At 59.1% G+C, this 26,196-nt stretch carries 44 protein-coding genes, 2 tRNA genes and 1 pseudogene; 26 read left to right on the plus strand and 21 right to left on the minus strand.

Features of this window, described 5'->3' with window-relative positions; all coding sequences use genetic code 11:
* Positions 1-242 precede the first annotated feature (242 nt).
* Complete coding sequence (locus VGO04_RS12465) at positions 243-386, plus strand: hypothetical protein (protein WP_327496267.1); 144 nt, start codon at positions 243-245, stop codon at positions 384-386.
* 199 nt (positions 387-585) lie between these two features.
* The gene (locus VGO04_RS12470) at positions 586-840 is read left to right on the plus strand and encodes a hypothetical protein (RefSeq protein ID WP_327496268.1); all 255 of its coding nucleotides are present in this window, start codon (positions 586-588) and stop codon (positions 838-840) included.
* Positions 841-1,836: 996 nt separating this feature from the next.
* On the opposite strand, the gene VGO04_RS12475 is transcribed toward VGO04_RS12470, so the two are convergent.
* The 6 genes from VGO04_RS12475 to VGO04_RS12500 all read right to left on the minus strand — a co-directional run bounded on the left by VGO04_RS12475 (position 1,837) and on the right by VGO04_RS12500 (position 4,840).
* Positions 1,837-2,001 carry a hypothetical protein gene (locus VGO04_RS12475; RefSeq protein ID WP_327496269.1) on the minus strand — a complete coding sequence of 55 codons (165 nt, stop codon included), beginning with the start codon at positions 1,999-2,001 and terminating at the stop codon, positions 1,837-1,839.
* A gap of 55 nt (positions 2,002-2,056) precedes the next feature.
* Positions 2,057-2,581, minus strand: coding sequence for a hypothetical protein (locus tag VGO04_RS12480; protein WP_327496270.1), 525 nt, complete (start codon positions 2,579-2,581; stop codon positions 2,057-2,059).
* Positions 2,582-2,607: 26 nt separating this feature from the next.
* Positions 2,608-3,141, minus strand: coding sequence for a hypothetical protein (locus VGO04_RS12485; RefSeq protein ID WP_327496271.1), 534 nt, complete (start codon positions 3,139-3,141; stop codon positions 2,608-2,610).
* 74 nt (positions 3,142-3,215) lie between these two features.
* Positions 3,216-3,539 carry a hypothetical protein gene (locus VGO04_RS12490; protein ID WP_327496272.1) on the minus strand — a complete coding sequence of 108 codons (324 nt, stop codon included), beginning with the start codon at positions 3,537-3,539 and terminating at the stop codon, positions 3,216-3,218.
* Positions 3,540-3,590: 51 nt separating this feature from the next.
* Entirely contained in the window at positions 3,591-3,842 is a 252-nt protein-coding gene (locus tag VGO04_RS12495; RefSeq protein ID WP_327496273.1) for a hypothetical protein, read from the minus strand.
* Positions 3,818-4,840 (minus strand): glycoside hydrolase family 108 protein, encoded by a 1,023-nt coding sequence (locus tag VGO04_RS12500; protein ID WP_327496274.1) that lies wholly within the window; start codon positions 4,838-4,840, stop codon positions 3,818-3,820. The genes VGO04_RS12495 and VGO04_RS12500 overlap by 25 nt, the downstream gene beginning before the upstream one ends.
* Positions 4,841-4,881: 41 nt before the next feature.
* On the opposite strand from VGO04_RS12500, the gene VGO04_RS12505 reads away from it, so the two are divergent.
* From VGO04_RS12505 to VGO04_RS12515, 3 genes are all read left to right on the plus strand, one after another.
* Positions 4,882-5,286 (plus strand): hypothetical protein, encoded by a 405-nt coding sequence (locus VGO04_RS12505; protein WP_327496275.1) that lies wholly within the window; start codon positions 4,882-4,884, stop codon positions 5,284-5,286.
* A gap of 78 nt (positions 5,287-5,364) precedes the next feature.
* Entirely contained in the window at positions 5,365-5,580 is a 216-nt protein-coding gene (locus VGO04_RS12510) for a hypothetical protein (protein ID WP_327496276.1), read from the plus strand.
* A gap of 192 nt (positions 5,581-5,772) precedes the next feature.
* Positions 5,773-6,477: a class I SAM-dependent methyltransferase gene (locus VGO04_RS12515; protein ID WP_327496277.1), complete on the plus strand. Its 705-nt coding sequence runs from the start codon at positions 5,773-5,775 to the stop codon at positions 6,475-6,477.
* A 179-nt stretch (positions 6,478-6,656) separates the two neighbouring features.
* Here VGO04_RS12515 and VGO04_RS12520 read toward each other — a convergent pair whose 3' ends face one another.
* From VGO04_RS12520 to VGO04_RS12545, 7 genes are all read right to left on the minus strand, one after another.
* On the minus strand, positions 6,657-6,791 hold the full coding sequence (locus VGO04_RS12520) for a hypothetical protein (RefSeq protein ID WP_327496278.1): 135 nt from the start codon (positions 6,789-6,791) through the stop codon (positions 6,657-6,659).
* Between the two features lie 781 nt (positions 6,792-7,572).
* Positions 7,573-7,944, minus strand: coding sequence for a phage tail assembly chaperone (locus VGO04_RS33030; protein ID WP_422653419.1), 372 nt, complete (start codon positions 7,942-7,944; stop codon positions 7,573-7,575).
* On the minus strand, positions 7,944-8,360 hold the full coding sequence (locus VGO04_RS12525; RefSeq protein WP_327496279.1) for a hypothetical protein: 417 nt from the start codon (positions 8,358-8,360) through the stop codon (positions 7,944-7,946). Before VGO04_RS12525 ends, VGO04_RS33030 begins: the two co-directional genes overlap by 1 nt.
* A gap of 9 nt (positions 8,361-8,369) precedes the next feature.
* Positions 8,370-8,861 carry a phage tail tube protein gene (locus VGO04_RS12530; RefSeq protein ID WP_327496280.1) on the minus strand — a complete coding sequence of 164 codons (492 nt, stop codon included), beginning with the start codon at positions 8,859-8,861 and terminating at the stop codon, positions 8,370-8,372.
* Positions 8,862-8,873: 12 nt separating this feature from the next.
* Positions 8,874-9,302, minus strand: coding sequence for a phage tail terminator-like protein (locus tag VGO04_RS12535; protein ID WP_327496281.1), 429 nt, complete (start codon positions 9,300-9,302; stop codon positions 8,874-8,876).
* A gap of 207 nt (positions 9,303-9,509) precedes the next feature.
* Positions 9,510-9,956 (minus strand): HK97 gp10 family phage protein, encoded by a 447-nt coding sequence (locus VGO04_RS12540; RefSeq protein ID WP_327496282.1) that lies wholly within the window; start codon positions 9,954-9,956, stop codon positions 9,510-9,512.
* Position 9,957: 1 nt separating this feature from the next.
* Positions 9,958-10,995: a phage minor head protein gene (locus VGO04_RS12545; protein WP_327496283.1), complete on the minus strand. Its 1,038-nt coding sequence runs from the start codon at positions 10,993-10,995 to the stop codon at positions 9,958-9,960.
* Between the two features lie 139 nt (positions 10,996-11,134).
* On the opposite strand from VGO04_RS12545, the gene VGO04_RS12550 reads away from it, so the two are divergent.
* The gene (locus VGO04_RS12550; protein ID WP_327496284.1) at positions 11,135-11,896 is read left to right on the plus strand and encodes a hypothetical protein; all 762 of its coding nucleotides are present in this window, start codon (positions 11,135-11,137) and stop codon (positions 11,894-11,896) included.
* Positions 11,897-11,900: 4 nt separating this feature from the next.
* Here VGO04_RS12550 and VGO04_RS12555 read toward each other — a convergent pair whose 3' ends face one another.
* Both VGO04_RS12555 and VGO04_RS12560 read right to left on the minus strand, forming a co-directional pair.
* Positions 11,901-12,263, minus strand: coding sequence for a hypothetical protein (locus tag VGO04_RS12555; protein ID WP_327496285.1), 363 nt, complete (start codon positions 12,261-12,263; stop codon positions 11,901-11,903).
* A pseudogene (locus tag VGO04_RS12560) lies at positions 12,263-12,553 on the minus strand (DnaT-like ssDNA-binding protein); the annotation flags it as partial. The gene VGO04_RS12555 and the pseudogene VGO04_RS12560, both read right to left, overlap by 1 nt.
* 47 nt (positions 12,554-12,600) lie before the next feature.
* Between VGO04_RS12560 and VGO04_RS12565 the strand changes: the two are divergent.
* The 18 genes from VGO04_RS12565 to VGO04_RS12650 all read left to right on the plus strand — a co-directional run bounded on the left by VGO04_RS12565 (position 12,601) and on the right by VGO04_RS12650 (position 20,697).
* A complete protein-coding gene (locus VGO04_RS12565; RefSeq protein ID WP_327496286.1) occupies positions 12,601-13,101 on the plus strand; it encodes a hypothetical protein in 501 nt (166 codons plus the stop codon).
* A 447-nt stretch (positions 13,102-13,548) separates the two neighbouring features.
* Positions 13,549-14,190: a DUF433 domain-containing protein gene (locus VGO04_RS12570; RefSeq protein ID WP_327496287.1), complete on the plus strand. Its 642-nt coding sequence runs from the start codon at positions 13,549-13,551 to the stop codon at positions 14,188-14,190.
* Positions 14,187-14,588 (plus strand): DUF5615 family PIN-like protein, encoded by a 402-nt coding sequence (locus tag VGO04_RS12575; RefSeq protein WP_327496288.1) that lies wholly within the window; start codon positions 14,187-14,189, stop codon positions 14,586-14,588. The genes VGO04_RS12570 and VGO04_RS12575 overlap by 4 nt, the downstream gene beginning before the upstream one ends.
* 197 nt (positions 14,589-14,785) lie before the next feature.
* A complete protein-coding gene (locus VGO04_RS12580; protein ID WP_327496289.1) occupies positions 14,786-15,010 on the plus strand; it encodes a hypothetical protein in 225 nt (74 codons plus the stop codon).
* Positions 15,010-15,249 carry a hypothetical protein gene (locus VGO04_RS12585; RefSeq protein WP_327496290.1) on the plus strand — a complete coding sequence of 80 codons (240 nt, stop codon included), beginning with the start codon at positions 15,010-15,012 and terminating at the stop codon, positions 15,247-15,249. The genes VGO04_RS12580 and VGO04_RS12585 overlap by 1 nt, the downstream gene beginning before the upstream one ends.
* Positions 15,246-15,440 carry a hypothetical protein gene (locus tag VGO04_RS12590; RefSeq protein ID WP_327496291.1) on the plus strand — a complete coding sequence of 65 codons (195 nt, stop codon included), beginning with the start codon at positions 15,246-15,248 and terminating at the stop codon, positions 15,438-15,440. Before VGO04_RS12585 ends, VGO04_RS12590 begins: the two co-directional genes overlap by 4 nt.
* Positions 15,437-15,673, plus strand: coding sequence for a hypothetical protein (locus tag VGO04_RS12595; RefSeq protein ID WP_327496292.1), 237 nt, complete (start codon positions 15,437-15,439; stop codon positions 15,671-15,673). Before VGO04_RS12590 ends, VGO04_RS12595 begins: the two co-directional genes overlap by 4 nt.
* Positions 15,673-16,203 (plus strand): siphovirus Gp157 family protein, encoded by a 531-nt coding sequence (locus VGO04_RS12600; protein WP_327496293.1) that lies wholly within the window; start codon positions 15,673-15,675, stop codon positions 16,201-16,203. Before VGO04_RS12595 ends, VGO04_RS12600 begins: the two co-directional genes overlap by 1 nt.
* A gap of 2 nt (positions 16,204-16,205) precedes the next feature.
* Positions 16,206-17,162, plus strand: coding sequence for a phage recombination protein Bet (gene bet / locus VGO04_RS12605; protein ID WP_327496294.1), 957 nt, complete (start codon positions 16,206-16,208; stop codon positions 17,160-17,162).
* Positions 17,163-17,164: 2 nt separating this feature from the next.
* Positions 17,165-17,686 (plus strand): hypothetical protein, encoded by a 522-nt coding sequence (locus VGO04_RS12610; protein ID WP_327496295.1) that lies wholly within the window; start codon positions 17,165-17,167, stop codon positions 17,684-17,686.
* A complete protein-coding gene (locus VGO04_RS12615; RefSeq protein ID WP_327496296.1) occupies positions 17,683-18,042 on the plus strand; it encodes a hypothetical protein in 360 nt (119 codons plus the stop codon). Before VGO04_RS12610 ends, VGO04_RS12615 begins: the two co-directional genes overlap by 4 nt.
* Positions 18,039-18,308 carry a hypothetical protein gene (locus VGO04_RS12620; protein ID WP_327496297.1) on the plus strand — a complete coding sequence of 90 codons (270 nt, stop codon included), beginning with the start codon at positions 18,039-18,041 and terminating at the stop codon, positions 18,306-18,308. The genes VGO04_RS12615 and VGO04_RS12620 overlap by 4 nt, the downstream gene beginning before the upstream one ends.
* Positions 18,308-18,739 carry a hypothetical protein gene (locus VGO04_RS12625; protein ID WP_327496298.1) on the plus strand — a complete coding sequence of 144 codons (432 nt, stop codon included), beginning with the start codon at positions 18,308-18,310 and terminating at the stop codon, positions 18,737-18,739. The genes VGO04_RS12620 and VGO04_RS12625 overlap by 1 nt, the downstream gene beginning before the upstream one ends.
* A gap of 4 nt (positions 18,740-18,743) precedes the next feature.
* Positions 18,744-18,956 carry a hypothetical protein gene (locus tag VGO04_RS12630; protein ID WP_327496299.1) on the plus strand — a complete coding sequence of 71 codons (213 nt, stop codon included), beginning with the start codon at positions 18,744-18,746 and terminating at the stop codon, positions 18,954-18,956.
* Complete coding sequence (locus VGO04_RS12635; RefSeq protein ID WP_327496300.1) at positions 18,953-19,705, plus strand: hypothetical protein; 753 nt, start codon at positions 18,953-18,955, stop codon at positions 19,703-19,705. The genes VGO04_RS12630 and VGO04_RS12635 overlap by 4 nt, the downstream gene beginning before the upstream one ends.
* Positions 19,702-19,830 (plus strand): hypothetical protein, encoded by a 129-nt coding sequence (locus tag VGO04_RS12640; protein ID WP_327496301.1) that lies wholly within the window; start codon positions 19,702-19,704, stop codon positions 19,828-19,830. Before VGO04_RS12635 ends, VGO04_RS12640 begins: the two co-directional genes overlap by 4 nt.
* A complete protein-coding gene (locus VGO04_RS12645; protein ID WP_327496302.1) occupies positions 19,827-19,982 on the plus strand; it encodes a hypothetical protein in 156 nt (51 codons plus the stop codon). Before VGO04_RS12640 ends, VGO04_RS12645 begins: the two co-directional genes overlap by 4 nt.
* Positions 19,983-20,166: 184 nt before the next feature.
* Positions 20,167-20,697 carry a tyrosine-type recombinase/integrase gene (locus VGO04_RS12650; RefSeq protein WP_327496303.1) on the plus strand — a complete coding sequence of 177 codons (531 nt, stop codon included), beginning with the start codon at positions 20,167-20,169 and terminating at the stop codon, positions 20,695-20,697.
* Positions 20,698-20,776: 79 nt separating this feature from the next.
* Here VGO04_RS12650 and VGO04_RS12655 read toward each other — a convergent pair.
* The 3 genes from VGO04_RS12655 to VGO04_RS12665 all read right to left on the minus strand — a co-directional run bounded on the left by VGO04_RS12655 (position 20,777) and on the right by VGO04_RS12665 (position 21,514).
* Positions 20,777-20,853 (minus strand) — tRNA-Arg (locus VGO04_RS12655).
* Between the two features lie 39 nt (positions 20,854-20,892).
* Positions 20,893-21,198, minus strand: coding sequence for an ETC complex I subunit (locus VGO04_RS12660; protein WP_327496311.1), 306 nt, complete (start codon positions 21,196-21,198; stop codon positions 20,893-20,895).
* Between the two features lie 239 nt (positions 21,199-21,437).
* Positions 21,438-21,514: transfer RNA gene (locus VGO04_RS12665), tRNA-Pro, on the minus strand.
* 244 nt (positions 21,515-21,758) lie between these two features.
* Here VGO04_RS12665 and VGO04_RS12670 point away from each other — a divergent pair.
* Positions 21,759-22,946 (plus strand): diguanylate cyclase, encoded by a 1,188-nt coding sequence (locus tag VGO04_RS12670; RefSeq protein ID WP_327496305.1) that lies wholly within the window; start codon positions 21,759-21,761, stop codon positions 22,944-22,946.
* 333 nt (positions 22,947-23,279) lie between these two features.
* Positions 23,280-24,095: a DUF1062 domain-containing protein gene (locus VGO04_RS12675; RefSeq protein WP_327496306.1), complete on the plus strand. Its 816-nt coding sequence runs from the start codon at positions 23,280-23,282 to the stop codon at positions 24,093-24,095.
* Between the two features lie 56 nt (positions 24,096-24,151).
* Here VGO04_RS12675 and VGO04_RS12680 read toward each other — a convergent pair whose 3' ends face one another.
* The 3 genes from VGO04_RS12680 to VGO04_RS12690 all read right to left on the minus strand — a co-directional run bounded on the left by VGO04_RS12680 (position 24,152) and on the right by VGO04_RS12690 (position 26,021).
* Positions 24,152-24,799, minus strand: a complete 648-nt coding sequence (locus VGO04_RS12680) for an outer membrane protein (protein WP_327496312.1) — start codon at positions 24,797-24,799, stop codon at positions 24,152-24,154.
* 161 nt (positions 24,800-24,960) lie between these two features.
* Positions 24,961-25,443 (minus strand): DUF192 domain-containing protein, encoded by a 483-nt coding sequence (locus VGO04_RS12685; protein WP_327496307.1) that lies wholly within the window; start codon positions 25,441-25,443, stop codon positions 24,961-24,963.
* Entirely contained in the window at positions 25,443-26,021 is a 579-nt protein-coding gene (locus VGO04_RS12690; RefSeq protein WP_327496308.1) for a cold-shock protein, read from the minus strand. Before VGO04_RS12690 ends, VGO04_RS12685 begins: the two co-directional genes overlap by 1 nt.
* Positions 26,022-26,196: the final 175 nt, after the last annotated feature.

The raw sequence follows: 26,196 nt of genomic DNA on the forward strand, positions 1-26,196 counted from the left end.
GGAAACCATCCGCCGGCCCGTTTTTTTTTCATCTGACCGCCACGCACGGTGAGTGTCGAGCCGGACGATCGCGCAATCATCACCCGGCGTCCCCATCAAATTGGCCGAGAATTGCGCGCGCCTTGAAACGGATGCTCATGGCAACGCGTTTTGCCGATAGCTCGGCAAGAACCAATGCGTTGCCTTTCGCGCGGCCTAACCTAGGTAGAGGTTCGAGTACACCAAGCAAAGGAACGCTCTGCATGAACCGAAACAGTCTGTACCTCGTGATCGCCCTTCTCGCCGTCGCCGTTGTCGGTCTCGGCATTTACGTCTACCAGGAGGAAACCAAGCCTGGCGTCGAGATCAAGATCGGTGAGGACGGCGTCTCGGTTAAGGAGAACTGAAAGCGCTCCGGCGATGCGCCATGAGACAGGGCCCCAAGTCGGGCGATGCCGAGTTCGGCCAAAATCCGCTGCACGGCTGAAAAGCACGTGGACGCTGGAAACGCAGGCACTAATGGACCCGCAGCGGTCGCAAACGTTTTAGCGAAAGCTTGAGGATAGGTTGGCGCGCTCTACTCTCGCAAGCGAGAGGTCATTCACTATGGCGAAACATCCGAGATTCTTGTCACCGAAGCGACCGGGTTCGTACTCGGACAGAGATCTCGACTGCCAGACCGCCATCGAGGATGTCTTTAAGACCATCGCCGATTACGCTGTAGCGGCCGGATGGGCGGAGCGTGAGGTGGCCAGCGCACTGATCGAACTGGCCCATAACCACTGGTTCGCATTGGACGCCCGGGACCGCATGCTCGAACAGGCCGCAGACACCAACACCCGCAAGTCGAAGGTGCATTAGTCAGCTAGTTCCGAGCGATGCCGTCATTCTGCGGCTGCCAACAACATCACGTGCAACTCTGAATGGCTACATAAAAGCCTAAAGCGCCATCCAGTGGCACATGAAGAATTCAGCATAAGCATATGAAATCGTTGGCGACCCCTGCAGGATTCGAACCTGCGACAACCTGCTTAGAAGGCAGAAAGCGAACTGAGGGTTTCCAGGCAGTGCAGCGAAACGGTTTACAATCACCGCCCCGCTTTTCATTGAATAATCCGAGGTCGATGTAAACGGTTTTGCGTCTTCACCGGTCGCGTTCATAGACCATAAACGTCTCGTCGTCACACCTCTTTGGTGCTCCATCTGGCACCGTATCCACCGACCTACCGGACAGCAGGTGGGCTCAAAGGAGATCCAAAAATGCGCCCGCCGCTCCAAAGGAACCTGTCACAGAGATTGTCAAGACCGCGAAAATTATCGGTACGCCCACGTCAATCAACATGGCAACAAAAAGTCGGTATCGATAAAGAAGATTGTCACGAAATCGATGCTCGGCTTGCCACACCTCAACTGGTGACGATCTAAAACCAGTTCGGAATGTGTGCCGAAGAACCTCTCCCCAGGATAGCGCCCTACCGGCGGGCGACGACTGATTTGCCTTGTTTGCTTCACGTTCTGCGTTCGCTAATCCGAATGACTGCGAGTATTCGAGTCCCCGTATAATGAAAACAGCAAAAAAATATAAAAGGAACAGACTGGTGAACCCTACGAGGACGCCCCTATCGAGATTCAAAGTCAGACCGGATAACTCTACGACACTTCCCTTGATATCTAAGTTGTGAAGCAGGAGAACGGTAGCGGAGGTCACCATTAAGGCCTTCCGGCTTTGAAGAAAATTATCATGGTCGAGCATCAAGTACATTGTTCCCTCCATGTTCTAGACACCTAGACCAAGATCACGCAGTGACGCGGGTGTGGTATCTTTTGGCATACTCCTGCAACCATAAGATTGCCGCTTTAACCTTGTGCCGATCGCAGCCCCTTGTAGGACGCGTGGCGCAGCTTTCCGTCCTGCGTCCAAGCGCGGTACTCGACGTCAGCAACCAACAAGGGTCGAGCGAACACCGCACCCTTTCGCCTCAGCGCCGCCGCCGGCGTCTCGGCCGGGATCGCATTGAGCAATTCGCGACTGGCGCCCGAAACTACGCGGCACTAACTTCTGGTCAAAATGAAGATCTCAAAAGTCGCGCCGTATGTTGCAACGCTCCAACCACTCCGCCGGAAGCACGTTGATCGCGACATTTGGCTTCAGTTCATAAAAATCCATAAGACGATAACTCCATGCATACGGAGTGCAGTTCTTCAGCGCCGCAGCATGGAGGAAATACTGCCATTCAACCGGTGCTTCTTGTATCGAACGGAGGAAGGAGTTCTCGAAGAAAACGTCAGCATTGAACGCATCGATCTTCTCATGCCTTAGACGATCAACGTACATTCCCACGGACAGCACCGACATATACACGCCGGTCACTGCAAAGATTAGAATTCTGTAAGGTAGATTGAGCCCCATTCTGGATGCGATCAAGAAAACCACCGCAGCTATCGTGAAACTGCTGGCGACTAGTACTCTCCAGTACGCCGTTCCGAGACGATCGGACCACATGGTTGCAAAACCAATAGGCTCGCCGATGTCGCCAAACACCATGTAAGCGAAGGCACAGTACGCAAGAATTGACAGCCAGACGGACCGTTTAAGCTTCATTTTTCTCGCGCACCCAGCGTCGGCAATCACGGATTGTCGTAGGAGAAGACTTCGACAACCTCTGGGTAAGGTTGCGGTCGCATGTAGCTGCTATGGTAGCGCAGCTTCACTTTCTCCACTCTTTTTCCATCGGCGGTCAGCCAAATCGAGACGTCTGCCGTGTACGGAACCACCGCCCATTTCGCAGTGTAGTGCGTGTCGCTCGGGCCTGAAGCTGAAGAGGTCCCGCCGTCAACTAGTTTGCACGACGAAAATCTGGGGCCTGAAGAATAGGATAGCGGAGCGGTTGCTTTCCGAGCTCCCTGCCGCAGGAACCCGTCTGCATATCGTTCAAACTCCATATTCTCTGTCACGCGATACTCGTGGCTGAAGGTCTCCTTGCCGTTCTCTATCCCAAAGACCTTTGCAGAATACGACGCCGATGAACGAGTGGCCGCGTACGTCTCGTTGACGACTGCGCAAGTTGGGTCAAGGCCAGGCTCCGAGCTCGCGAAAACCTGAGTCACCAGCGCGGGGGCAAGCAAGGCAGCGATGCCGCCGGTTGATATCGCCTTCTTCATTGCGTCCCTCACGCAGCTTCTCCTCACTAACTTGATAGCGGTAAATCAACCAAAAGCTGCATCCTGTCAACGCTCTACGGGACGTGAAACCCGCCCTTCATCATGAAGGCAACCACGCCAGCGACCATGGCGCTTAGAGCCGCGCCTATCACGATCTTGCCCAGCCAACGGATGTTGCCGCCGAGTTCGTCCATTTTCTTGTTCAGGCTCGTGTCGACGGTGTCGATCTTGCGATCCATCAAGCCAAACTTCTCCAGCAAGTTTTTCCACTGCTCGTCCTTCCGGGCGTCGGTCAGGTCGGACTGCTGGCGCCATTGCTCCATACCGGAGAGCCGCCGCTCCGTGTCCGAAGCCTCCTGTTCCAATGCAACCACTCGCGCGCGAAGGTCGGGTTCCATATCGTCGATCCTGCCGGTCAAAATTGTGCCCCTCGTATGCAATTCTGATGATCACTGCGCAGCGTCGTGAGCGCTGCACTCTTCTTTCGTCCAGACGCGGGCGCCGCATAGGCCCGCGACTGTGTCATCAATCTTGTCCTGGTCTGCCGGCGTCGCGCCGCGCGCGCCGATAAGCGACGTCCCGACGACCGACCTAGCCGTCAGGTTGAGTTGCTCTTTCGACGCATTGACCCGAGCCGTTGAGGTACACCCAGCCCCGCTCACGGCACAGGCGACGATTAACGCGAGCGCGATCCGCTGCATTGGTCAGTTCTCCGATTGCTTTCGTGGTGGCTGCTTGGGCTTCGGCGCGCTCGGCGGCCCTGCCCTCGTCTCGCGCCTCGGGCAGCAGCCAGACGGCGTTGGCCGCCTGCATGGCGAGGAAGACGACGAGGCCGCCGGCAGCAGCGCCAGCGGCCAGAGAGATACGGCTGAACATCACCCAGCCTCGCGAACGCGCCGGATGAAGTAGTACAGCCCGACGCCGATGCCTGCGACGAGCGCAGCGGCCAGAGCCACTGCACCGGGCCATTGCCGGCAAATAGGGCACCGCCGGCTGACAGAAGGCCACCAAGCGGCCCCCATGCTTCCGGTTTCTTCAGCACCTCGCCGAGTCCGGTGTCGCGGCTGTCTGCCTTGGCGCCTGCTTCCGGCGGCGTCTGTGTCTTCTCGACGTCCGACCCGCTGGCATTGGCGGCCAGGCGCAGCGCATTGCCGATCACGCCCGGCTGGTCGGCCCACTGCTTCTTCGGATCCTTGCCGATGACACGGATCGTCCAGCCACGCCCGTTCACCGGGAACCCCGTCTGGGGATTGGTCAACGACCGCAGATAGGCCATGCGGGCCGCGCAGTGTTCGCGGATCACAGCGCCGACGCCACCCGGATACCGGCGGACCGCCGCAAGCGTCTGCTCGCCGACATGGCCATCCTCTCGGGCGCCGACGACCTTCTGCAGCGTCTTCACCGCGCGTGCGGGCCCGGAGTTCACGCCGAAGTCAAAGGCGGCGTAGTCGAGCCCAGGTGGAAGGAGGTCGCCACCGCTCTGGCCCCAGTAGGAGCGCCGATAAATGTCCTCGGCCTCCATCTTGGTCAGGCCTTTGACCTGGTCGGCAGTGACCGATGAGACGCCGCGGTGCGCCACGATCGTCGTATGCGTGATTCCGTACTTCGTCGGGCCGCCGCGATCGGAAGCACGATTAGAATAGCCGCCCTCATCCCCGAACATGAGTTCGAGAGCGACGGGAAGAGTTTCCCGAGCCATGTGGTTCACCTTGTTGTTGGGAAAAAGCGGACCGCGCTCAAATGCGCGACATCTTCACCGGCTGGAGCCATTCCAGCGGTAGGCGGTATTTCATGGCGATGTCCTTGTGGATTACTGAGGGGAATCTCGTCGTCTCGACAACTTGTCCGCGATCTGATTGTGTGCACTGCTCAAGCATCAGGAATGACAAAATGCACCCAGAAACGCTCGCTTTGATCGGTCGAATTCTCTTTGGTGCCGCGTTAATCCTGAATGTCGCGTGGGATCCGGCATCGAAACGTGTCTGCGACGACCCGTGGGGCCTAATCAGGTACCGGCGCTACTTCGCCACCAAATTGGGCAAATGCCATGCTGCGTTGATAGGAGGGCTCTGGGTGACAGCCTTCTCGGTTGCCATCTGGGGGCTTGTCGTGGCGAAACAGCTGCAGAAGGCCGGTGTACATTAGTCACGTGGAGCGACCGTCACGCTGGCAGCCTTACAGATATCCCGTCGCGGTGACGCGGGAGCACAGAGGGGAACGTCGATGGATGCTTTGGGCGCGGTCGTAGCGATAGCGGGGCTGTTCTGGCTAACCAGAAGGCCCTTGGCTGAGAGCTTCCTGCGTGACATCGATAAGGGTCGAAACCTGCCCGCCGAACAAGCCGCCGCACGTGGCCGCCTGCATGACTGGATCGCTGGATTGCCTTCTTGGCCGGGAGCCGCGCTTATCTTCATCGGCGGCACTGCAATCTGCTTATGAGGTTGCTCTCGTTCACTTTGCCCTTCGAGGCATCGCGAACCTGCTGATCGGTGATGACGCTCATCGTGCTGTCCTCGGAGTCGAAGAGATCAGGATGTCCCAAGGCCCTTCGAGAGGTGTCGGAAGGAATGCTTGCTTGTCTGAATATCCCGATTTAATGAGACAACAATTATTGAGACGGAGCACGTTCTGGTGGCACATGATCTTTCCTTCCATTCGGGTGAGCGGCAGATTGCCGGAAGCTACGAAGACGTCCGTGCTGACCATCGCTTTCGCTACGAGTGGGCCGACAGGCTGATCCCCCCAGGTGGATTTGGATTAGACGCGTTCTGCGGCAACGGCTATGGCGCCTGGCTCTTAGGAAAACAGCGTCAAGTCTTGGCATTGGACGGCTCGAAGGAAGCGGTCGACTTCGCCACAGATCACTTTGGCGGCCCGCGGGTCCATTTCGCCCATGCTTACTGGCCGTTTGAACTCCCTCGCGAAGCTTTCGACTTTATCGTCTCACTGGAATCCGTCGAACATGTTCCAGATGGGGCGAACTTCTTTGCCGCATTGTCTTCCGCCCTGAAGCCGGGTGGTATCCTCATATACTCGACGCCGAATGAGGACCTGCTTCCTCTGTCCGCGACTGGCAACCACTTCCACCATCGTCACTACACGACTGCTCAGGCCAAAGAACTGGCATTCGCTGAGGGGTTGGAAACAATCACCTTCGCGGGTCAAAATACGTACGACATGACACCCGAAGGCAAACAAGGCGGCTTGCTGACCGAAGCCGAAATGGCTCTGCAGGACGGCGTGCCTGGCCAATTCAACATCTTCGCCTGCCGGAAACCGATGCCCAAGCCTCAAGGTGGGTGGTTCAAAAAAATGCTCCTGAGAGCCTTCGGCTAGAAAGCTCGATTTCGCACTTTGTGATCAGGCCGCGGTCTTCCATCAGGCGTCCTCACCAGGTTTATGAAAAAGACCCCAGATCCCACGAGGAGGATCTAGGGCCTTCCGTCTGAGCGTTCGAATTCACAGACGCCCGCTTGTAGGGCGGACGGCTTTGTAACTCAAGCTTGTAGCGTGCCTCAAGCTGCGGTTTTGTGAGTCTCGCGCCAGAGTTCCATCAAATGATCAACGCTGATGCCCGTGAGGTCAGACGCCTCCTTGAACGATGAGCCGGAAGACAGCATGGCGAGAGCGGTTTTCTCTTTGTCGGTCATTGGTCGCTCCTAATAGTTGCCCACATAAGAAAACCCCGTCGGCTAAGGCGGGGTTCCATAAACATTTCAGTTCTTTAGGATTACTGCTTCTTGATGAAGGCGACGTTGTAAACATTGCCGTCGTCCAAGCGGCCGACCTCTTCAGCAAGCTCCCCGCCTCGGAAGAAGAACGGGGTGTAGCCGACACTCTTCATTAGGTCGAAGTAACCGCGCTAATCTGTCTGCGAGACAGCCTGAAGCTGGCCAGGATGAACCTCCGACATGACGATGGGGGACTGCGTCGTAAGGATGCGCTCGGCGCCTCTCATGACGTAGGGTTCCGCTCCTTCGATATCGACCTTGAATACTCTCGACGGCGGCGCCGACACGCTTGGCTGCACCGGTAAGTTTGTCGAGCTTGCTGGTGGCCTGGTCAACGCCGGTCGTTTTGGCCTCGATGCCTAAGGAAGCGAGTTCAGTCATTCTTCACCAACCAGAGTATACAGGGCCGCAGATCTACAACCAAAACGAGGATGTGATGCGTTCCATATTGATGTTGCTGATGGTCGCCTCGTCGACGGGTACCGCGCTCGCGGCCTCTCCACAGGTAGTGGCCGGTGGCGGAGACCGGTACACGAACTTTGCGGCATGCGAGCAGAATCCAATTCAGGACGGCAAGTTTGGCGGTGACGCGTATAATTCCGCGCTCGACGAATGCATGAAGGGCAATGGATACCGTCTTAAGGCGGAGTGTGGCAGCAAGCGTGACAGTGACTGCTACGAAAGAGGCACATTTTGGTGGCTAGGTCTCTGACGACCGCTTAACCACGCGGCGATTTCTTGCCGCCCCGCGTATCCGAAGCTTCGCTTCCGCCACATCGGCCGCCGTCGTCTGACGGTCGACAGTGTCGGGCTTGCCGGTCCTGTTGATGATGGAGAGGGTCACCTGATCCATGCGACGGATCACGGAGAGTTCCCAGGGATTGATGGCCGCTCCGGTGAGGCGACAGAAGGACTCTATCTCACCGAAGCTGATGGGGTTGGCAGCAAAGCCGGACTGCCGGCTGTTGTGCAGTTCGACGAACCAATCCCAGATATGAAGCCCGAAGACGAGTTCTTCGGGCGGGGCATCATTCTTGCGCCGAGGCGCGAAATGCGCAGCCGCAAAGGCGATTAAGTCCTCTGCGACCGCTTCGTAAAATTCGCGTCCTCGTCGGCGGCCTTATCCACCTGCTCGGCGATGAAGAAGTACCGAGGATCCGAGATGATCTGCATGACGCTCTCGGGAGTGCACTCGACCGGTGTTTTGTCCCTGGTCATGTTCCAAGAGACGATCGAAGCCGCGACGATTTCATTCGTGCGCTCCTCGACCTCCTCTACCGTACCGACCTTCTTCGGGTTCTTCTTGTTCTCGCGGATGGCGGAGTTCGCCAGGCGCCGCTGCACCCGCTTCACTCGTTCCGATCGGTAGGAGACGATTTCAATTACAAGGCCGGTCTTGTCGCCTGTGATCGGGTGAAGGATTTCGAGCGGGAACGCCTGCTCGAAGTCAAAGGCGATTTCCTTGTCGAACTTGGCAAGATCGGACATGAGTGCTCCTTAGATGACGGCCGGCTCGACGGTGAGGATCTCGGTATTGATCCCGATGTTAAAGGTGCGGCGAAGCACGTTGTCGCCTGCGCCGACCTGCTTTCGAGCCGACATCACGAGACCACGGAAGTAGTCGACGCTATTGGAATAGGTCGCGTCCGGAGCGTCCTCGTATTCGACCTTGATATTGTATTGGAACTTCGTCTTCTCCGCGTCGCGAAGCGCCTGCTGGCCGGAGTCGAGCGGATCGTCTCCGACGACGAGAGCAAGAGTGCCGGCGTCCCGCGCACCCTTCAGGTGGCGAACACGGCCGTCAGACAACGACTGGAAAGTTACGTCGGCGGATTCGTCGCCGATCTCGCCGCCGTCCTCAACTTCCTTGATCTCAACCCAAGTCAGGGCCTCAAAGGCTGCGATTGCGGCTGCATCGCCGCTTGCATACGGAATGGCGGTGGTCCCGCCGATGAAATAGCGGGCCCCAGTGGCCGTCGTGATCGTCATGGGAGGTTTCCTTTAGGCTGCGAAGGTTTCGTATTGAATGGTCACCGGGACCATCAACGAGCCGTTGGCTGGCGGGAGCGGGATTGCATAGGTTTTGCGGTTGACCTTCACCTTCACGCCGCTCTCGTAGAGGATCAGGTCTTTCGGAAAATGGGCGACGATCTGGTCGGCGCGCTGCAACGGCACGATGATGCCGGTACCGCTGCTGTAGTGGACGTTGACTTGCATGATGCCGCGGTGCTGCTGGCGACCAGGCCCGACGGTGCGTGTTCTTGTCGGGCTCGGCAGAAACACCACCTCGAGGTAATCCTTCGGCTTCGTCTGCCCCGCCGGCGGGAACGTGACAAACGGCGCGGCGATTGGCTGGGCCGGCGTGAAGGTCAGCGACACCAGTCGGTCAATCAGCGCCTTGAAGATGTTCGCTTCCACACCTGTCGGCATTCGTGTAATCCTTCCCGGCGATGGCCGATAAGCTCTCCGACGATCAGGTCTACGAACGCCTGCACGCCGCCTACCTCGCCTTGGGCCGGGAGGATGGAGAGACCGTGAGGGGCGACACCGCCCTGAAAGCCGCGCGTCGCGCCATCCTGCTGCTTCAGATGGGCCACCTAGCCGCACAGGACAGCGGATCGGACGAGAACCGGGCAATTAAAGCCCCAGACGACGCTTCAACTCCGACGCCTTCTGATTGACGATGCCCTGCCACCGCTGGGCCGCGCTGCGGACGAACGCGTCCGGCGACTGACCGTTTGCCCCGAACTCCCGGTGAACCGCGTTGCCGGCGGTGAAGCCGACATAGATGGTGTCGTTGACGTCGGCGCCGAGAATAACGGCCTCGATCTGGCCGACGTCGAACGCGTAGGTTTGACCGGCAACGGGGCCAAACTGGCTTTTGATCGTCGGCATCGCCGTTGTCGAAGCGAGCGCAGAGGCCCGTAGGAAGCCCGTATCCACCCGCATGCGCCCACCGGCGCCCGTCGGCTTCAGCATCTCCTCGGTGACGTCGTGCACGGATTCCTTGAAGACGGCTTCGACGGCGCCCGGGATCTTCTCTGCGAACGCGGCAACGGTGGCACTGAACGAGAGCTTCGCCATATCAGACAGCCTCGGCACGGAAACGGCGGACGACGGCGCCGATGTGGTCGATCTTGTATTCCAACCGGCAACGGCAGCCGGAAATCTCGCTGACCGGGGCGCGTGGGTCGCCCGGATACCGGAGTAGCGCTCCGGACGGGCTCTGAAACACCTCGTCGATGCCGATCGATGTGCCGTTCAAGACACGGTGCGTATGACGGACGCGCTTGTCGCCTGCGTTTCGCCACGTCTTCGTCACGTCCTGCGCCTGGACCTTCCCGCCTTCGATCTGCTGGCGGATCGCTTCGTCACGAGCAGAGCCGAGCGCAATCACGGTTTCGGTGCGCGCCAGCATCTCACCACGGAGAAGCAGGTTTTTGTCGCGCAGCCGACCGATGATCCTCGCGAGGTCGTCGCCGGTTATCGGCTTACCCTCCCGCATGGCGGCTGCAATGGTGCGGTCGAAGCGCTTGTCACGGGTCTTGAGCTCGAAGTACTCGCCCATCAGCTTCGGATCACCGGAAGCAAGATTGACGCGCGCCCGCTCGATGAACGCGATCTGGTGGCGCGTCAGACCGATGACGCCGCCCTCGCGCTGCTTGCCCACCCGATTGACGCGGCCGACAACGTCGAGCGCCGTCGAGCGAGGGCTCGCGCCCCGGGCAAGGCCTGCTTCCAGCGCCTGGCGGATGCCCTGCCGCTGATCGTCCGTGATGTGTGTGACCATCGTCGACGACAATTCGCGCAAAATCGCCTCGGCGGCCGGGTTGCGGACCCCGAAGCGCCAGATGACGCGGTTGCCTTGCGGGTCTGCTACCTTCGGGAGCTCGGCGACTGCATTCGTGCCCCCGGCATTGAAGGCTTCCTGCAAGGCGATTTCGAGAGCCGAGAAAGCCTCGGGCTCGATCTGCATGGCCTCGATTGCTCCGCTGATGTCGCCGCGCTCGAGCCGTTCGATGACGCGCGCTAGGACGATGGACGCGCGTATCTCGTCTATTGCCTCGCGGAAAGCCGCGGCGAGCTTTGGCTCGTAGGTGAGATGCAGTGTATGGAGGTTCATGAGCCGTAGCGATCCAGGTTCGTGACCGTAAATTTGTTACAAGCGCCGACCTATTTGGACATCAGAGCGTCGAGGCCTTCAGCGCTATTCACGAATGTTAGAATTTCAGTAGAGTAAGAGCCAAATACAGAGGCCACACATGAGCGAAGACACCCAAGATGGACGTCGTTCGATCTGGACACCCATTGTACCCGTAATAGCCGGTGGTGCGCTGACACTGATCGGCGGTGTTATTGGTTCCTATTTCACGTTCATCAATGCTGGCCGCGATCTCGATATAAAGATGATCGAACTGAGCCTTAGTATCTTGGGCGGCGAGAAAGGTGGTGCGGACGATCCCGCTGAAGATGTTTCCTATGTGGAAGCCCGTCTGTTCGCACTTCGTACCCTGAAGAAATATTCAGGAGTTGAGATCGCAGACGAAGTTATGAGGCCGTGGGCGCAGGGCGGGCGGATTCCTTCCGCTGCCGCTGTTCTCCCTTACCCAAATACCACCGGATTACCATCTGGCGGTCTTGGTGGTGGCTTTGGTGGCTTCGGTGGCTTTGGTGGCCCTGGCGGCGGCCTGGGCAGTGGCGTTGGTGGTGGCTTCGGTGGCTTCGGTGGCTCTGGCCGCGGCCTGGGCAGTGGTTTTGGTCCCAGCGTTGGTGATTTTGCACCTTCGCCTATAGCCGAGATTCCGAATGGTTATTCGCCCGTCGCTGCGATTGAAGGCAGTAACATCATCACCAAATCCGTCAAATCGAATGATCGCCTCATACTGGGAAAACTATCGGCTTACGATTGCCTCGGGTTTCGCGACGCTTACATCGAAAAACTCGTCACACCGGATGCTTTCAAAACTTGGAAAAGTTCATTTTGTAAGAGCACGGAGAGCAATAGGTCCGAGCGTCCCGATTGAGTTGTCAATCATTCCTTCCTTGTACAATGAAGACGACAGCGGTCACGCCGTCGTACTTGTTCGGGTCGCTATTCGCTATGGCGTAGTCGGTACCGTTGGCGGTCACCACGTCGCCGACGGTCGGCTCGATCGCCAGCCCGACTGACGAGATGTAGATCTGCATGTCGCCGGTCTTGATCGTGGTGCCGTCGATGTAGCGGGCCTCGTAGGCCATCGGGACTAGCGTTGCCGGGTGTGACGTCACGGTGGGCTCGCCGCCGTAGACGTTGTCCGGAGGCGTCAGGCGTTTCACAGCACCTTCCTGGCCGAACTTGGCAATTAGGCGCCGTGCCGTGGTTTGCAGGCGCGCGTAGAGCGGGTTGACCATCACACCACCAGCGCTCCTGGCCAGATCGGCGTTAGGAACGCCCAGAGCAGCCCCTCGATCGCGGTGACGACGGGCAAAAGGCTGCTCGGGTTCGTCAGCTCGAGGAAGGCAGCCTCGTAAGAGGCATTGATGATGGGGACCGGAACCTCGGTCGGCGGGATCGCCTCGCCGTAGTAGGTTGACGCTCCGGTGCGCGGCCATGCCCGCTCCTGTGCGTATCCACCAATGCGATGGCCATTGAACCTCGGTTCGTACCGATCGATCACCAGAGAACCGCGTTGGCGCGCTGCGATCTCGGTATGGTTCATACCTTATAAGGTTCAAATCATACCCTATCATGTCAAGCGCAAAGGATATTACTTGTACCCTTCTCTCGGGTATTTTTTATACCATGGCAAGTGACCAAGAGAAGTTTGAGAGAGAAGAGCGCGCGAAACGCCTTAAAGCAGCACGTGAGACCGCCGGTCTGTCGGGACCGAAGGGCGTGGTGAACGCGTCCGACGGGAAGATAAACGAGAACGTCTACAAAGCTCACGAACAGGGTCGCAACGGTTTCACCGTCTCTGATGCTCGTGAATATGCCGAGATGTTCAATGTCTCGCTCGAATGGCTTTACCTGGGTATCGGCTCACCGGTACCGAATGAGCCGGCACCATCAAAAGCAGTCGGCGAAGCAGAGGTGAAGAAGCTGCTCCGCCGGATTGATGGGCTTCCAGAAGAAGCGCTTGACCCATTGTGGGGGCTCGTCACCTTTTACCTTCCGAAGGGCGGCGACCAACCATCACATAGCCCCTCTGATGATCAATCTGCACGCCCCACTCTCCACCGTGCAAAATAGCCATTGCTATCGAGATCTCGGCTGCTTTTCGTTTGATGACGGTCTCCATCTCCTCTTCGGTCTTTACGCCAGTGCCGTAGAGGAGATCCGCTACTGTCTCCTCGGCCTTGGTTGCATACTTGCGACGGATTTGATGGATGATCGCCATGGCCCGCCTACACCCGTTCTGTGTCGTTGATTTCCGGTAGTTTGCCGACGTGAGAATAGGTCATGCTCTTGCTCCCCTGAGCGCTTGAATTGGGCTAAGCACGGCGGTAAAATGAGAACGAAACAAGAACAATGTTAGGGATCAATTCGCATAGGTTAACAGCCACAGGATGTAGCACCGACTCTCTGAAAAGCGCCGCTGTCTTGTGTTGCGCAGCTTGGATTGCGCACAACGGAATGTGACTACCCGCCAATATTTCTTAATAGATGGGAGTCAGTTGGGGTGATAGTGTTGTTGTCATGAACGACAAAACGACAAAGAACGTTATTGCCGCGTTTACCGAAGAGCAGGTGGAACGTCTTACCGGTGTCACTGTGCGCCAGCTGCGCACATGGGACCGTACGAAGTTCTTTGTCCCCAGCTTGGCCTATGAAGACCGTAGCCGCCCGTACGCCAGGCTATACTCGTTCCGCGATTTGGCGTGCTTGAAAGTGCTCAACGCGCTTCGGAACGAATCGAGTGTTTCACTCCAGCACCTTCGAGAAGTTAAGAAGAAACTGGCCCATTTGGGTGATGACGCATGGGCAAAGACTACGCTTTATGTGCTCAACAAAAAGGTCATCTTCGACAATCCAGAGACGAAATCTAAGGAAGAAATTGTTTCTGGACAGGGCATTCTACAAATCCCGTTGAAAGTCGTCACCGGCGAACTGCAGAGCGCTGTGGATGCCATGCGCCGGCGCGACGAAAGCTCGGTCGGCAAGATTGAACGCAAGCGCGGGACTGGAGCGGCCGCCACGATTTCTGGCACGCGTATCCCCGTGTCTGCTGTTAAGGCATTTTCGGATGCCGGCTACAGCATCGATGAAATCCTGAAGGAGTACCCCACCCTGGATCGCAACGACGTCATCGCGGCCATCAATTACGTGGATGCCGCTTGAAAGCACCGAAGAAACCTTTGCGATTTTTCTTGGATGCAAGCGTCCCCGATTCTGTTGGCAAGGTTTTATCGGATGCAGGTTTCCCGGTGATTTACCACCGAGAAGCGCTCGCAGACGGCACGAAAGACCCTGTCGTCTGCCAAACCGCAATTGAGAATGAGGCTGTCCTTGTCGCCGTCGATGCCGACATGAAGCAGCTTACGAAGCGGTTTGGGAAAACTGAGGACCGCTTCCAAAAGCTGGACCTCCTGATGTGTTCCTGCAACGCAGTGATGACATCGAAGCGTGTGGCCCAGGCACTTAGCCTGATCGAGCACGAGTGGCGCGAAAGCCAAACCAAAACTTCCAAGCGACTTTGGGTGGAGATCACCAACCATCACATCCTGACGTACCGGTAGTCCCCTCGCCTATTCCCAACGATTATCCTTTTTCTCAGCCCGCCCTAATCGGCGGGCTTTTTGCTGCCTGCGATTCGAGCAGGGTTCGGGCAGCGCGCAATCAATAAGGTATTTTTTATACCCCTTCATATTGACGACATCAGGTACAATCTGTACCTTGCTCTCATCAGCAAGGCGCTGACGAGAGGACTAAGCAAATGGCGATGGTCACCCGATACAACATCCAAGACGAGGTTGGCCGGTTCCTCACCGCTGAGGGCTTCTTCTCGTACGAAGCCGACGATGCAGCCGAGTTCCGGGACGAAGACGAGGCCATCGAAGAGCTGGCCGTCTACCCGGGCTGCACGGTCGAAACGTACCAGCGCCCCTCTGCTTTCCCCGATTTCACAGCAACGCCCTCGATCGAGAAGGAGGCCGCGTAATGTCCTTCAAGCCCCGCCGCGTGAAGCTGCACGAACTGTACCGCGAGATTGAAGCCCTCGGTGGCGCGTCGAACTCATCCGAGGATGAGGCCTACAACAACGCGATCGAGGACGCTCTGTCGATCCTCCGCGCCTCCGGGTTTGCCGAGGGTTCTTACGTCGACCAGCCCGAATACGACAACCGCGCCCGCCTCGCCGCTCGCGAGTTCGCGCCTGTCGCAGGAGCGGCACTCGCATGAGCACGAAAGCGAAAGGACGGCCAAAGCTTGGCGACGGCAACACCGAGCGCTTCCATATGGCGATCACCGCTGAAGAGATCTCCGCCATTGACGACTGGCGCTATGCGAACCGGATACCAACAAGATCGGAAGCGGTGCGGCAGCTTGTGAGGCTTGGCATCGATGCTTCCAAGCAGGATGGCCGGTCATGACCTGCCCTATCCAGTACGCCTGCGATCCGGTAGCCCGGTATTGCGAGTGCTCGCGGTGCCAGTTGCCGCCAGCGCCCAATGCCGACCTGGACGCGCTGCAGGAGTTCAACGCCGCAGCGTACTCGCTCGCCACCTTCATCATCCTCCTCGCCGCCCTCCTCGCCTTCATGGCGATCGGCTTTGCGAACACCGAGGAGATCCACCGCAAAATTGTCGCCGAGAGGACCGTCTGATGACCGCTCCCGCAATCGAACACAGCATGCGCCGGCAGACCGAGGCGGCAAAGGCCCTCCTCGTCGATCTCCGCAACCAGGGCGCCGATGACGACGCCGAGCTCGTCGCCGACACCATCGAGGGCGAAACGAACCTCTTTGAGGCGATCGAAGAGGCAATCGCGGAACTCGACGAGTGCGACGTTCTCGTAACTGGCCTCAAGGCCAAGGAATCCGACTTCGCGGCACGCCGCAAGGCGATCGCGAAGCGCGCCGAGCGCATCCGGGCCCTGATCGAACAGGCGATGCTGGCAACGGACCAGATGTCCATGAAGCTGCCGACGGCGACGCTGTCGCTCTCAAAGCGCGCGCCGGGCCTGATCGTCACCAATGAAGCTGACATCCCGGTCGAGTTCTGGATCGAGCAGGAGCGCCCGGCGCCGAAGCTCGACAAAAGAGCCCTAACCGCCGCCTTGCGCGAGGAGAACGCCAGAGTGCCCGGCGCCACGCTCGACAACGGCAGTTTCAGCCTTTCCGTCAGGAGGAAGTGACTATGAACGCCCTCACGAAATACGACATGACGTCCAAACAGGTCACGCTGGTCAAACAGACGATCGCCAAGGACTGCAACGACGACGAGTTCAACCTCTACATGGAGGTGGCGCGCGGCAAGGGGCTCGACCCGTTTCTGGGGCAGATCATTCCGATGGTGTTCTCGAAGAAGGACGCCAACAAGCGCAAGATGACGATCATTATCAGCCGCGACGGCCAGCGCGTCATCGCGCAACGGTGCGGCGACTACCGACCCGCCAGCAAGCCACCGACGTACGAGTTCGACAAGGAGCTGAAAAGCCCGCTCAACCCGCAGGGCATCGTTTCGGCCACGGTCTATCTCTGGAAGCAGGATCCGAAGTCGGGTGAATGGTACGAGGTCGCCGGCCAAGCCTATTGGGAAGAGTTCGCCCCGATCAAGGACGAATGGGCGCAGAACGACAACGGGAAAAACTACAAGACCGGCAAGCAGACGCTCGACGACAGCGGCAATTGGGCCCGCATGCCGCGCCTGATGATCGCGAAGTGTGCCGAAATGCAGGCGCTGCGCGCGGGCTGGCCGGAGCAGTTCACCGGCCTCTATGACGAAGCAGAAATGGATCGCGCCAAGGTTCTCGACCTGACAGCATCTGAAATCGTCCTGAAGGAAGCCGAAGACAACCGCATGCGGGCAATCGGCGCCGATAACTCGATCACCGTCACCTGGGGCGACAATTGGGCGCTCGAGAATGTGCCGGTCGGTCAGTTCTTCGACGAGGCGGTCAAATTCATCAACGAGTCGACGCCGGACACCGTGGCAAGGTGGCGCGATGCCAACCGGGAGCCGCTGCAGCGCTATTGGGCATTGCAGAAGGGTGACGCATTGGAACTGCGCAAGCGCATTGATGCCGCTATAGCGCGCGCTCCGTCCCGGCCGGCGAACGACCCGCTGCGCAATCATCCGCTGATGGCTGGTTGAACATGGGCGGCCCGGTCCTTCTCCAATGGAACGGCGAGGCCTTCCAGCCGGCGAACCGGCATTGGGTCAGCCAGTGCGACAAGCGCTTTGTAGTCGGCGAGTTCTATACGCTCGCCGAGCACAACGACCGGAGCATGAACACGCACCGGCACTATTTCGCGTCGGTCGCCGAGGCTTGGCGGAACCTGCCGGAGCATTTCGCCGGCCTGCCCTTCACCGAATCCGCGGAGCATCTGCGCGCCTACGCACTGATCCGCACCGGCTATTGCGACGCTCACACCATCGTCTGCTCGAGCAAGGCAGAAGCATCGCGCATGGCGGCTTTCATCCGACCGATCGACGGCTTTTCCATCGTCGACGTCAAAGAGGCAACCGTCACCCGGTACGTGGCGAAAAGCCAGTCCATGAAAGCGATGGACAAGCAGGAATTCCAACAGAGCAAGGTGGCCGTCCTCGACTTCCTCGACGACCTGATCGGCGTCGAGCGCGGCACCACGCACCGAAACGCAGAGAGCGCCGCATGACCGGCCCGCTCCTCATCTGCGACCTCCGCCCTGAATGGAACTGGCGTCCTTACGTCACCTTCTGGCGCCCGAATAACGCCAACTACGCCTACCCGCTGGCGTGGGCTGGCGACTACACCGAAGCCGAAGTCATGGCGGCGGGGAGCTATTACACCATCTTCGAAGGCGGCTCGCTGATCCGCTTCCCGATCTTGCGCTCGCTCGTCGAGCCATTGGCGGTTGCCCCGGAGCCTGGTCACATCGATGGAGATGCCGGCCCGGTCGTTCGCCAGAATCCGATCAACTGCGAGATGCTGCGGGAACTGGCCTACCGGCCCGCGATCGTCGCGTTCGCGAAATTGGAGTTTGCGCCATGATCGACTGGCAGAAAACCGCCTCTCAGGTCATCGGCGAGGTTCACCGTAACCTTCCAGCCGACGCCGATCTCGCCGCCCGCAAGAGGGCGTTGCGCGCTGCGCGGCCTTGGGAATTCGCCTCGACGAGCTGGGGAAAAAAGGTCTGGGCGAAGCACTCCCGCAAGTATCTCGAAAAGTTCGGCCTGCCGCCGCTGAAGGCGAAGGCCATCGAGGATCACCTCTCGCCGCTTGAACGGCTGATGGTAAAGGCAAAGGGGGCAGCATAATGGCCCGTCGCGAGTTCACCAAAGCCGTCTACGTCCAGATCGTGAAGCGCGCGATGCTCCCGAACGGAGAGATCGCCTGCGAGGGCTGCGGCCTCATCCTGGGCAAGAAGAAATACCACGTCGATCACACAATCGCGGACGCCCTGCAGATCGACAAGACCCGGAAGCTGACGGCCGACGACGGCAAGCTCCTCGGCGTCGAATGCTGCCACAAGCCGAAGACGGCCGAAGGCGTCTCGGTAATCGCCGAGGCGAAGCGTCGCGAGGAAAACCATCTCGGCATCAAGCGGCAGACGAAGCCGATCCGGTCGCCCGGGTTCGCGAAGTCCGAGAAGGCCGCGCGCCGGTCGCCTAAACCTTCGCTGCCCTACCGGCCCATGTATCGCGAAGCCGCCCTCTCCTCTGCCCAGTCCACCAACAGGGAGGATTAATCCCATGCGACCATACGATGTGAAGACTGAAGCCGATCTGTTGTCGATGCGCAGTGACAACCACCCGCAAGAAACATCGGCTTGGACCATTCTCAATCTTGCCGACGAAGTCTCGCTGTTCCCGCCATCTGGCGTTCCCGGTCCATCGTGGGTGACCATTCCGCGCGCCCAATTCAACGCGATCGTCGACTGGTACATGAAGGATCAGGGCCAATGAAGCCAACACCGACACCCGAGATGATCGAGGCTGCAGCGAAGAAGCAATTCGAGCTGCACCACCTCACCAGATGGGAGACGGCCTCAGACGAGGAGCGGTCAAGCCATCTCTTCGACGCCCAATCTGTCCTTTCCGCCGCCCTCTCCGCCAAGCCAGCAGCGGCGGTAGTGGGGGAGCGGGACGGGTGGAAGCTCGTGCCGATCGAGCCGACGCCGGAGATGATCGACGCTGGCCGTATAGCTCGTTGGAACATCGAAGGTGGCTATGGCGGCCCTTCGTCGTGGGAGGCCATGCTTGCCGCCGCCCCTCCCGCGCCCGATGGCTGGCAGCCGGACGCCGGTCTGCAGTGGCATCTTGACCGGATCGGAGAGGAAATCGCCGCCGGCAGGAAGCAAAACGCGCTGGCCTACCTGTCTTTCGCGTTCGCTGAGACATCGTCCGAGCTAGACCGGATGCGGCGGGAGCTGGCCGAAGTCAGCGACCTGCTGAAAGACCCGGCCGCCGTTCGCATCAACTACCTGCGCGGCGAAATCGCTTGCCAGTCGCTCATCGACGAAGCGCGGGCGGGTGCTTTCAGGGAGGCGGCGGCCGTAGCCGAACTCGACGCCGATTGGTCCGCGTTCGGGAAAAAGAACCTTGAGCCGTGGGATACCGGCCCCGACACCGTTCGCGACTACCGGCTCGGCATAGTTGCCGGCAGAGCGATTGCCGCTGCGATCCGCGCCAAAGCCGAGGAGACGCGGACGTGACCGGGTTCGGCTTCATCGCATCCCTGCTCCTCATCTGGGCCTGGCTTGAGCCTGAAAAGGTTGGCCGCTGGCTCGCCCGCGTGAAATCCGGCATCTCCCGCCAAGAACAAGGAGCCGAAGAATGACCGCGAGAGCAGCAATCAAGGCGGCCGACCTGAAGCGTATGGCCGATGTGGCCAAGTCGAAGGGCGTCACGATTTGGATCGAGGTCAACGGACAACGCGTCGGCGTTTCTCCAGATATCCAAGCCCCCCCAAGCCTGTTACGGTTGACCTGAAACCAGATGACTTCACGTCATTGGCGGAATGGCAGGCGTGGAGAGACCGAGAACGTGCTCGTGAAGCTCAAAGGAATTTATAAGGTCAAGCGCCGGCCGGCGAGCGGCGATCGAAAAGAATCCCTGCACTGGCATTAGCCGCCTCTACACCGGATCGCGCAAGGAAAGCGTCTGGACGCCGGAGTTGATCGCGCTGTTTCGGGCCAAGGCGAAAGCTCACATGCTCCTCGCCTTCGAAATGGCGATACACACCGGCCAGCGCCAGGGCGACCTGCTATCCCTCACCTGGAAGCAGTACGACGGAACCCACCTATCATTTGACCAAGGCAAGACAAAGAAGCGCGTTCGAGTGAAAGTCCACAGCAAGCTCAAGGCCATGATCGACGCCCTACCAAGGGACAAGATGCGAATCGTGAACAACTCGCGCGGCCGGCCCTGGACGAAGGACGGCTTCAAGACGTCGTCGGCGAAAGAGTGCGCCAGGCTGAATAAGGAAAGCCAAGACGTGAAGATCGAGGGAGTGACATTCCACGATCTGCGCGGAACGTTCATCACCGAACGGCAGCGAGAAGGATCAACGACAGAGCAGATCGCGTCGATCACCGGACACTCGATTGCCGAGGTAGGCAGAGTGCTTGAGAAGCACTACCTGGCGACGGATCAGCAGACCAGCGATGCTGTCATTCTGCGGATGGAAAGAACATCAGGAGAATGACTTCTGTAAACGGCTACAGGAAAGCTGTAAACGGGATCCAGTATAAGGCGAGAAATCGCCGCAAAACCCTTGAAATTGTTGGCGACCCCTGCAGGATTCGAACCTGCGACAACCTGCTTAGAAGGCAGGTGCTCTATCCAACTGAGCTAAGGGGCCGTCTCGGGCTGTTGCCCGTCGAATGCGGCTGAAGGACCCTCAGTGGGTCCAGGGCTGCATCCGGGTGAAACGGAAGTTGTCCGGATAGGACACACTCTTGCGTGTCGCCTCCTTCGGCGCAATCACGCGGTATTCGATGCCGTTACGTTCAGCATAGGCGATAGCCTGCTCAGCATTTTCGAAGGTCAACCGCAGCTGCTGCTTCATGTCGCCGGAGCTGGTGTAGCCCATGATCGGGTCGATGGTGCGCGGCTTTTCCTGATCGAACTCCAGCACCCACAGATTCGTCTTGGCCTTGCCAGACTGCATGGCGGTCTTTGCTGGACGATAGATCTTTGCGGACATGGTTTCGAACGGCTCCATACTTTCGCCGGCCACACTCACGGGCGCCAGCTTACCGTCCTCCCATAACGCAGAATGATTTAAAACGAAATGACTTTCGGCCGGATAAATTCGGCTTTTCAGCGGGAGATCGGGGGGATTTGGGCGTTCCAACGGCAGAACAACGCATTCGCGTTCATCAGACGATTCGCAAGTCGATCCGAATGATTGGAAGAATAATGGGAACGCTAACGGCGTTACGATGGTCGGAGTGGAGAGATTCGAACTCCCGACCCTCTGGTCCCAAACCAGATGCGCTACCAGACTGCGCTACACTCCGTGCCAACGGCGCCGGAGATACACGCTTCGCCGGGGGGCCGCAAGATGAAATTTCTTCAATCGTGGGCAAAGTCCCCATCTCATTGCCAAGCGCCAGGATCGCACGCCGAGTAAAAATGTCCCATTCCGGGACAAATCACAGGTTTGTCATTCGAATTTAGTAATCGCTAAAGCCATTGCGCTTATTGCGGACCGGCGCGCAACCATGCCGTGCTCGACCCTCCCTTGCCTGCCCGAGCGATAGAATGACTGCCCAACTCGACCTCGCCACCGTCCTTTTGCTTCACAAGTCATCGTTCCTGATCGGCGCGCTCTGCTTTCTCTATGCGCGCTGGCAATCGCCGCGGGACGTGGGGCTCGGGATTCTCGCGACCGGCTTCCTGTTCCTGGCACTTGCCTCGACGCTTGCTGGCTACGGCGAGCAGAAATTGCTACCGCGCCATCTGTGGACGCTCTCCAGCTTCTCGCTCGGGATCGGGGGATACGCCCTGTTCTGGATCGGCGTACGGCGCCTGAGCGCCGGACGGCGCCGCAAGACGGATTGGCTGGCACTCTCGGTGCCTTTCGCCGGCGCCCTGATCGGCCTGGCGACCCACTTTCACGTGGTCAACACGGTTCGCGCCGGTGTCTTCAACGCCACCGCCTTGGTCTTCCTTGCAGCTTCCGCTTTTGCCGTTGCTTCCGATCGCGCCAGCGAGCCGCTGCCGGCGCGCGCCATGTTGGCGGCCGCCATGACCGTCGGCGCAAACCTCTGCCTTGCCGTGGTGATCGGCCTCGTCAAACCCGACATCATCCCGATCACCACCACCTATGCCTTCTTCCTTTCGATCATCTGTCACTTTGCGATCGCGCTTTTCACGCTCGTCCTCGTCAAGGAGCGCGCCGAGGCGGAGCTGCGGCGCTCGGCCGATACGGATGCGCTGACCGGTGCAGGGAACCGGCGCTGGTTTCTCGCAGCCCTGCCGAAATCCAACTGGACCGGTGACTGCCTCGTCGTGATGGACCTCGATTTCTTCAAGCGTATCAACGACCGCTATGGCCATCACACCGGCGACCAAGCACTGGTGACCTTTGCCGATCTCGCCAGAAAGAACCTTCGCAAAGGAGACTGTTTTGCCCGGCTCGGCGGTGAGGAGTTCGGACTTTACCTTCCCTCGACCGACGAAGAACAGGCGCGCACGATCGCCGAACGGCTGCGTATCGCCGTCGAAGACCTGAGGATGACCAGCAACGGCGAAAACGTGGCGCTGACCGTCAGCATGGGGTTGGCTGCAGCCGACGGCGCAGAACGGTCTTGGGAGGAATTGTTCAACCGGGCGGATGCCGCACTTTACGAAGCCAAGCGCCTCGGTCGCAACCGCGTCACGTCGTCGGGAACGCCGCGCGGCGTGTCAGACGTGGAAAGGTCCGTGGTGCTTCGAACGACAGCGTAATCGGAAGCGAGAATTGTCATCCGAAGCACCTCCGCGAAAAAGAGAAGCGGCCCATGTTCAACCCTGTCGGAGCCGCTTCAGATTGGAGGTGTAGTGCGTATTTTACTCTATCGGCTCAATTTCGCGTGTGGCCAAATTTCACCTATCGCACCGGAAAACACCACCATGACGGGCGAACATGCCCTCAATGCACTTTGCGTCGGCGAGCGACTGCTGTAGGTCGAAAGCGCGACCACGATCGCGCTGCCTCACCTTGGAGTTTCGCCTTGCCTTTGTAAAATCCGGTCTCGCTAGTTTCACCCCGTACGCCCGGTAGCATCAATTGCTATCGGATTGATTTTTCTTGCGTTCGTTGAGGTGACGGTTCGAGACCGGAATGGCATTGCCGATCTCAAGCCTGGCACTTTTCCAGGCGGAACCATCACCTCCATTCGCTGCCAGACCGTGTCCCCGCATCGGGTACTCAAACCGTCGTCTCGATGGACTTCCCTTCGGAAGAACCAGACGATGTCTCATGCCCTCACGGTCCGATGGACCATAGAACCCACGACCGCACCACGCCCGTGGCTTGCCTGCAGCCGCTGCCGCGGCCAACGTCCTTTCGTTTGCAGCGGCAAGACGCGGCTCAACGCCAACGGGCGGCGGCTCGACGCCTGGCTGATCTACCGCTGCGCCGATTGCGGAGATTCCTGGAACCGCCCTGTTTTTGAGCGAAAAAACGTTCGCGATGTCGCCCCCGACACGCTCGATGCGCTTCAGAACAACGACCGCGCGTGGATCCACGGTGTCGCATTCGACGTCGAAGATCTTCGCCGCAGCACCACCCGTATCGAAGAATTTCCCGATTGCCGCGTCAGTCACCACGTACTTGCAGGTCGTCTTGAGGGTAGCATGCGCCTCGAGATCCTCTTTACCGCGCCGACAGTTGTGAGTGTGCGCACCGATCGCCTGCTTGCCGCCGAGCTTGGCGTCTCGCGCTCCAGGCTTGCGCGACTTGCCGAGACGGATCGCGTGATTCTCATGCCAGAGACGCGAAGATCCCTGCAGCGGCCAATCAAGGACGGCGCGCGCATCGTAATTGATCTTTCAGCAGAAGCGGACTGGGCTGAAATCGTCGAGCGCGCGCAAGGAGGATCGCCTCCAGCCTGAGAAAACACACAGAGCGCCGGCATCGTGCCGGCGCTCTAGCGCCCGTTTTCCTGAAATCAGAATTTAACGCCGACACCGACCGTGAACTGGTGCTGGTCGACATCGACATTCACGCCGCCGAAGTCCTTGTCGCCGTAGTCGTTGTAGCGGTATTCGGCGCGGCCGAAGACGCTGTCGGTGAAGGAGTAGTCGACGCCGGCGCCGACTGTCCAGCCGTTGAAGGTTTCCTTCTCCTTCGACGCGCCCGGCACGTCGACGAAGCCGCGGGTCACGGCCCAGCCTCCGGTGCCGTAGAGCAAGGCCTTGTCGTTCAGCACATAGCCAACGCGCCCACGAATCGAGCCGGAGACCTCGGTGCCTGCTTCGATCGACGTTCCAAAAATATCGAACGTCTTATCGTTCCAATTGTAGCTGACATCGCCCTCGACGCCGTAGACCCAATCGCCCTGCTGATAGTTGAAGCCTGCAAAAGCGCCGAGCAAGCCGCCGCTGAAATCTTTCGAGGCACTGCCACCGGGGGTACTAAGGTCGCCATTCAGCCAGCCACCGCCGCCCTGAAGGCCCACATAGCCACCGGTCCAGACAAAGGCCGGCGCCGTTTCCACGAGGGGAGCAGGCTCCAGCGATTGGGCCAGATCCGCGGCCAGCCCCGCTTGCGCAAACGCAGAACTCGCCACGACGGCTGCAAGCACACTCCGGATCATCACGGATGCCTCCTGTTGCCTCAGAAGAACATTAGCAATTTATGAAGACGAAGTCTGCATTCGGGCCTTAAGTCCCTACCTGCAGCACCAGATCATCACCCCCATTGATTTAGGCGGCAATCCCGGAAGAACAAGGTGTTGCCACTGACGGCAAGCACCAATCATGGTCGTTGGGGCGGCAATCGTGCGCCTTCCAGCCGATCGCCAGGTCGAATATGGAGGCGCCTGACCGTGCCGGCGTTGAGCTCAAGCACGAAGGAGATCGGCTCACCGGAATCGATGATCGCTTCGGAGTGAGGCACCGCATCTTCGCGAATCGTCCGCACGACGCCCTGACTGTCGATGAAAAGCATATCGAGTGGCAGATAGGTGTTTTTCATCCACATCATGACGCGACGCGTTTCGCCGAAATCGAACAACATGCCGTGATCCGGCGCCATGGTCTTGCGAAACATCAGCCCCTGCTCGCGCTGGGGCCCATCGAGTGCCAGTTCGACCGTCAGTTCGTGTACCACGTTGTCGGCGGTCACGAGACGCATCTTGTCCTTGGTGAACACGATCTCTGCCAAACTCGCCGACACGAGTGCGAACAAAAAAAGCGCCACCAGGGCGCTTCTTGTGACAAGTTGACGTGCGGCGATCATCAGTGCGACCGCGCGCTTGGCGACGGGCCATCCGGATGGATTTCGGCGGCCATCAGGCCCTTCTCGCCGTCACCGAAGCGAACGAGGACCACTTGTCCCGGCCGAAGCTCGGTGAGACCGAAGCGCCGCAGGGTTTCCATATGCACGAAAATATCTTCTGTGCCTTCGCCCCGGGTCAGGAAGCCAAAGCCCTTGGTGCGGTTAAACCACTTGACCAGAACCCGCTCGAGGCCGCTCGTCGGTGTTACCTGCACATGGGTGCGCACGGGGGGAAGCTGCGACGGGTGCACAGCGGTCGACTGATCCATGGAGAGGATGCGGAACGCCTGGTAGCCACGGTCCCGCTTCTGGATGAGGGCGACGACACGCGCGCCTTCAAGGACCGTCTGGTAGCCGTCACGCCTGAGGCATGTCACATGAACCAGCACGTCCTGCATGCCGTTGTCAGGCACGATGAAGCCGAAGCCCTTGGCGACGTCGAACCATTTGATCACGCCTGTGATTTCGATGAGGTCGAGAGCGTCGCTGCCAAAGTCGTCACCATGCATGACGTCTTTTGAAGATGTCCTATCCGCCATTCTCTCCCAGCCCCTCGTTTACGCGCGACTACCGATACGGTTAACTGATTCTTATTGACCAGAATAACATCGTCCCGCCGCGGATACGCAAGACCCTCGGCATATTTTGGCCGAGAACTAATATGGGGACGCAGCCTTGCCTCTGGCTTGCTGACAGCCCACTATACGCCATCTT

The sequence above is a fragment of the Ensifer sp. genome, assembly GCF_035999185.1.
GTDB lineage: Bacteria > Pseudomonadota > Alphaproteobacteria > Rhizobiales > Rhizobiaceae > Ensifer.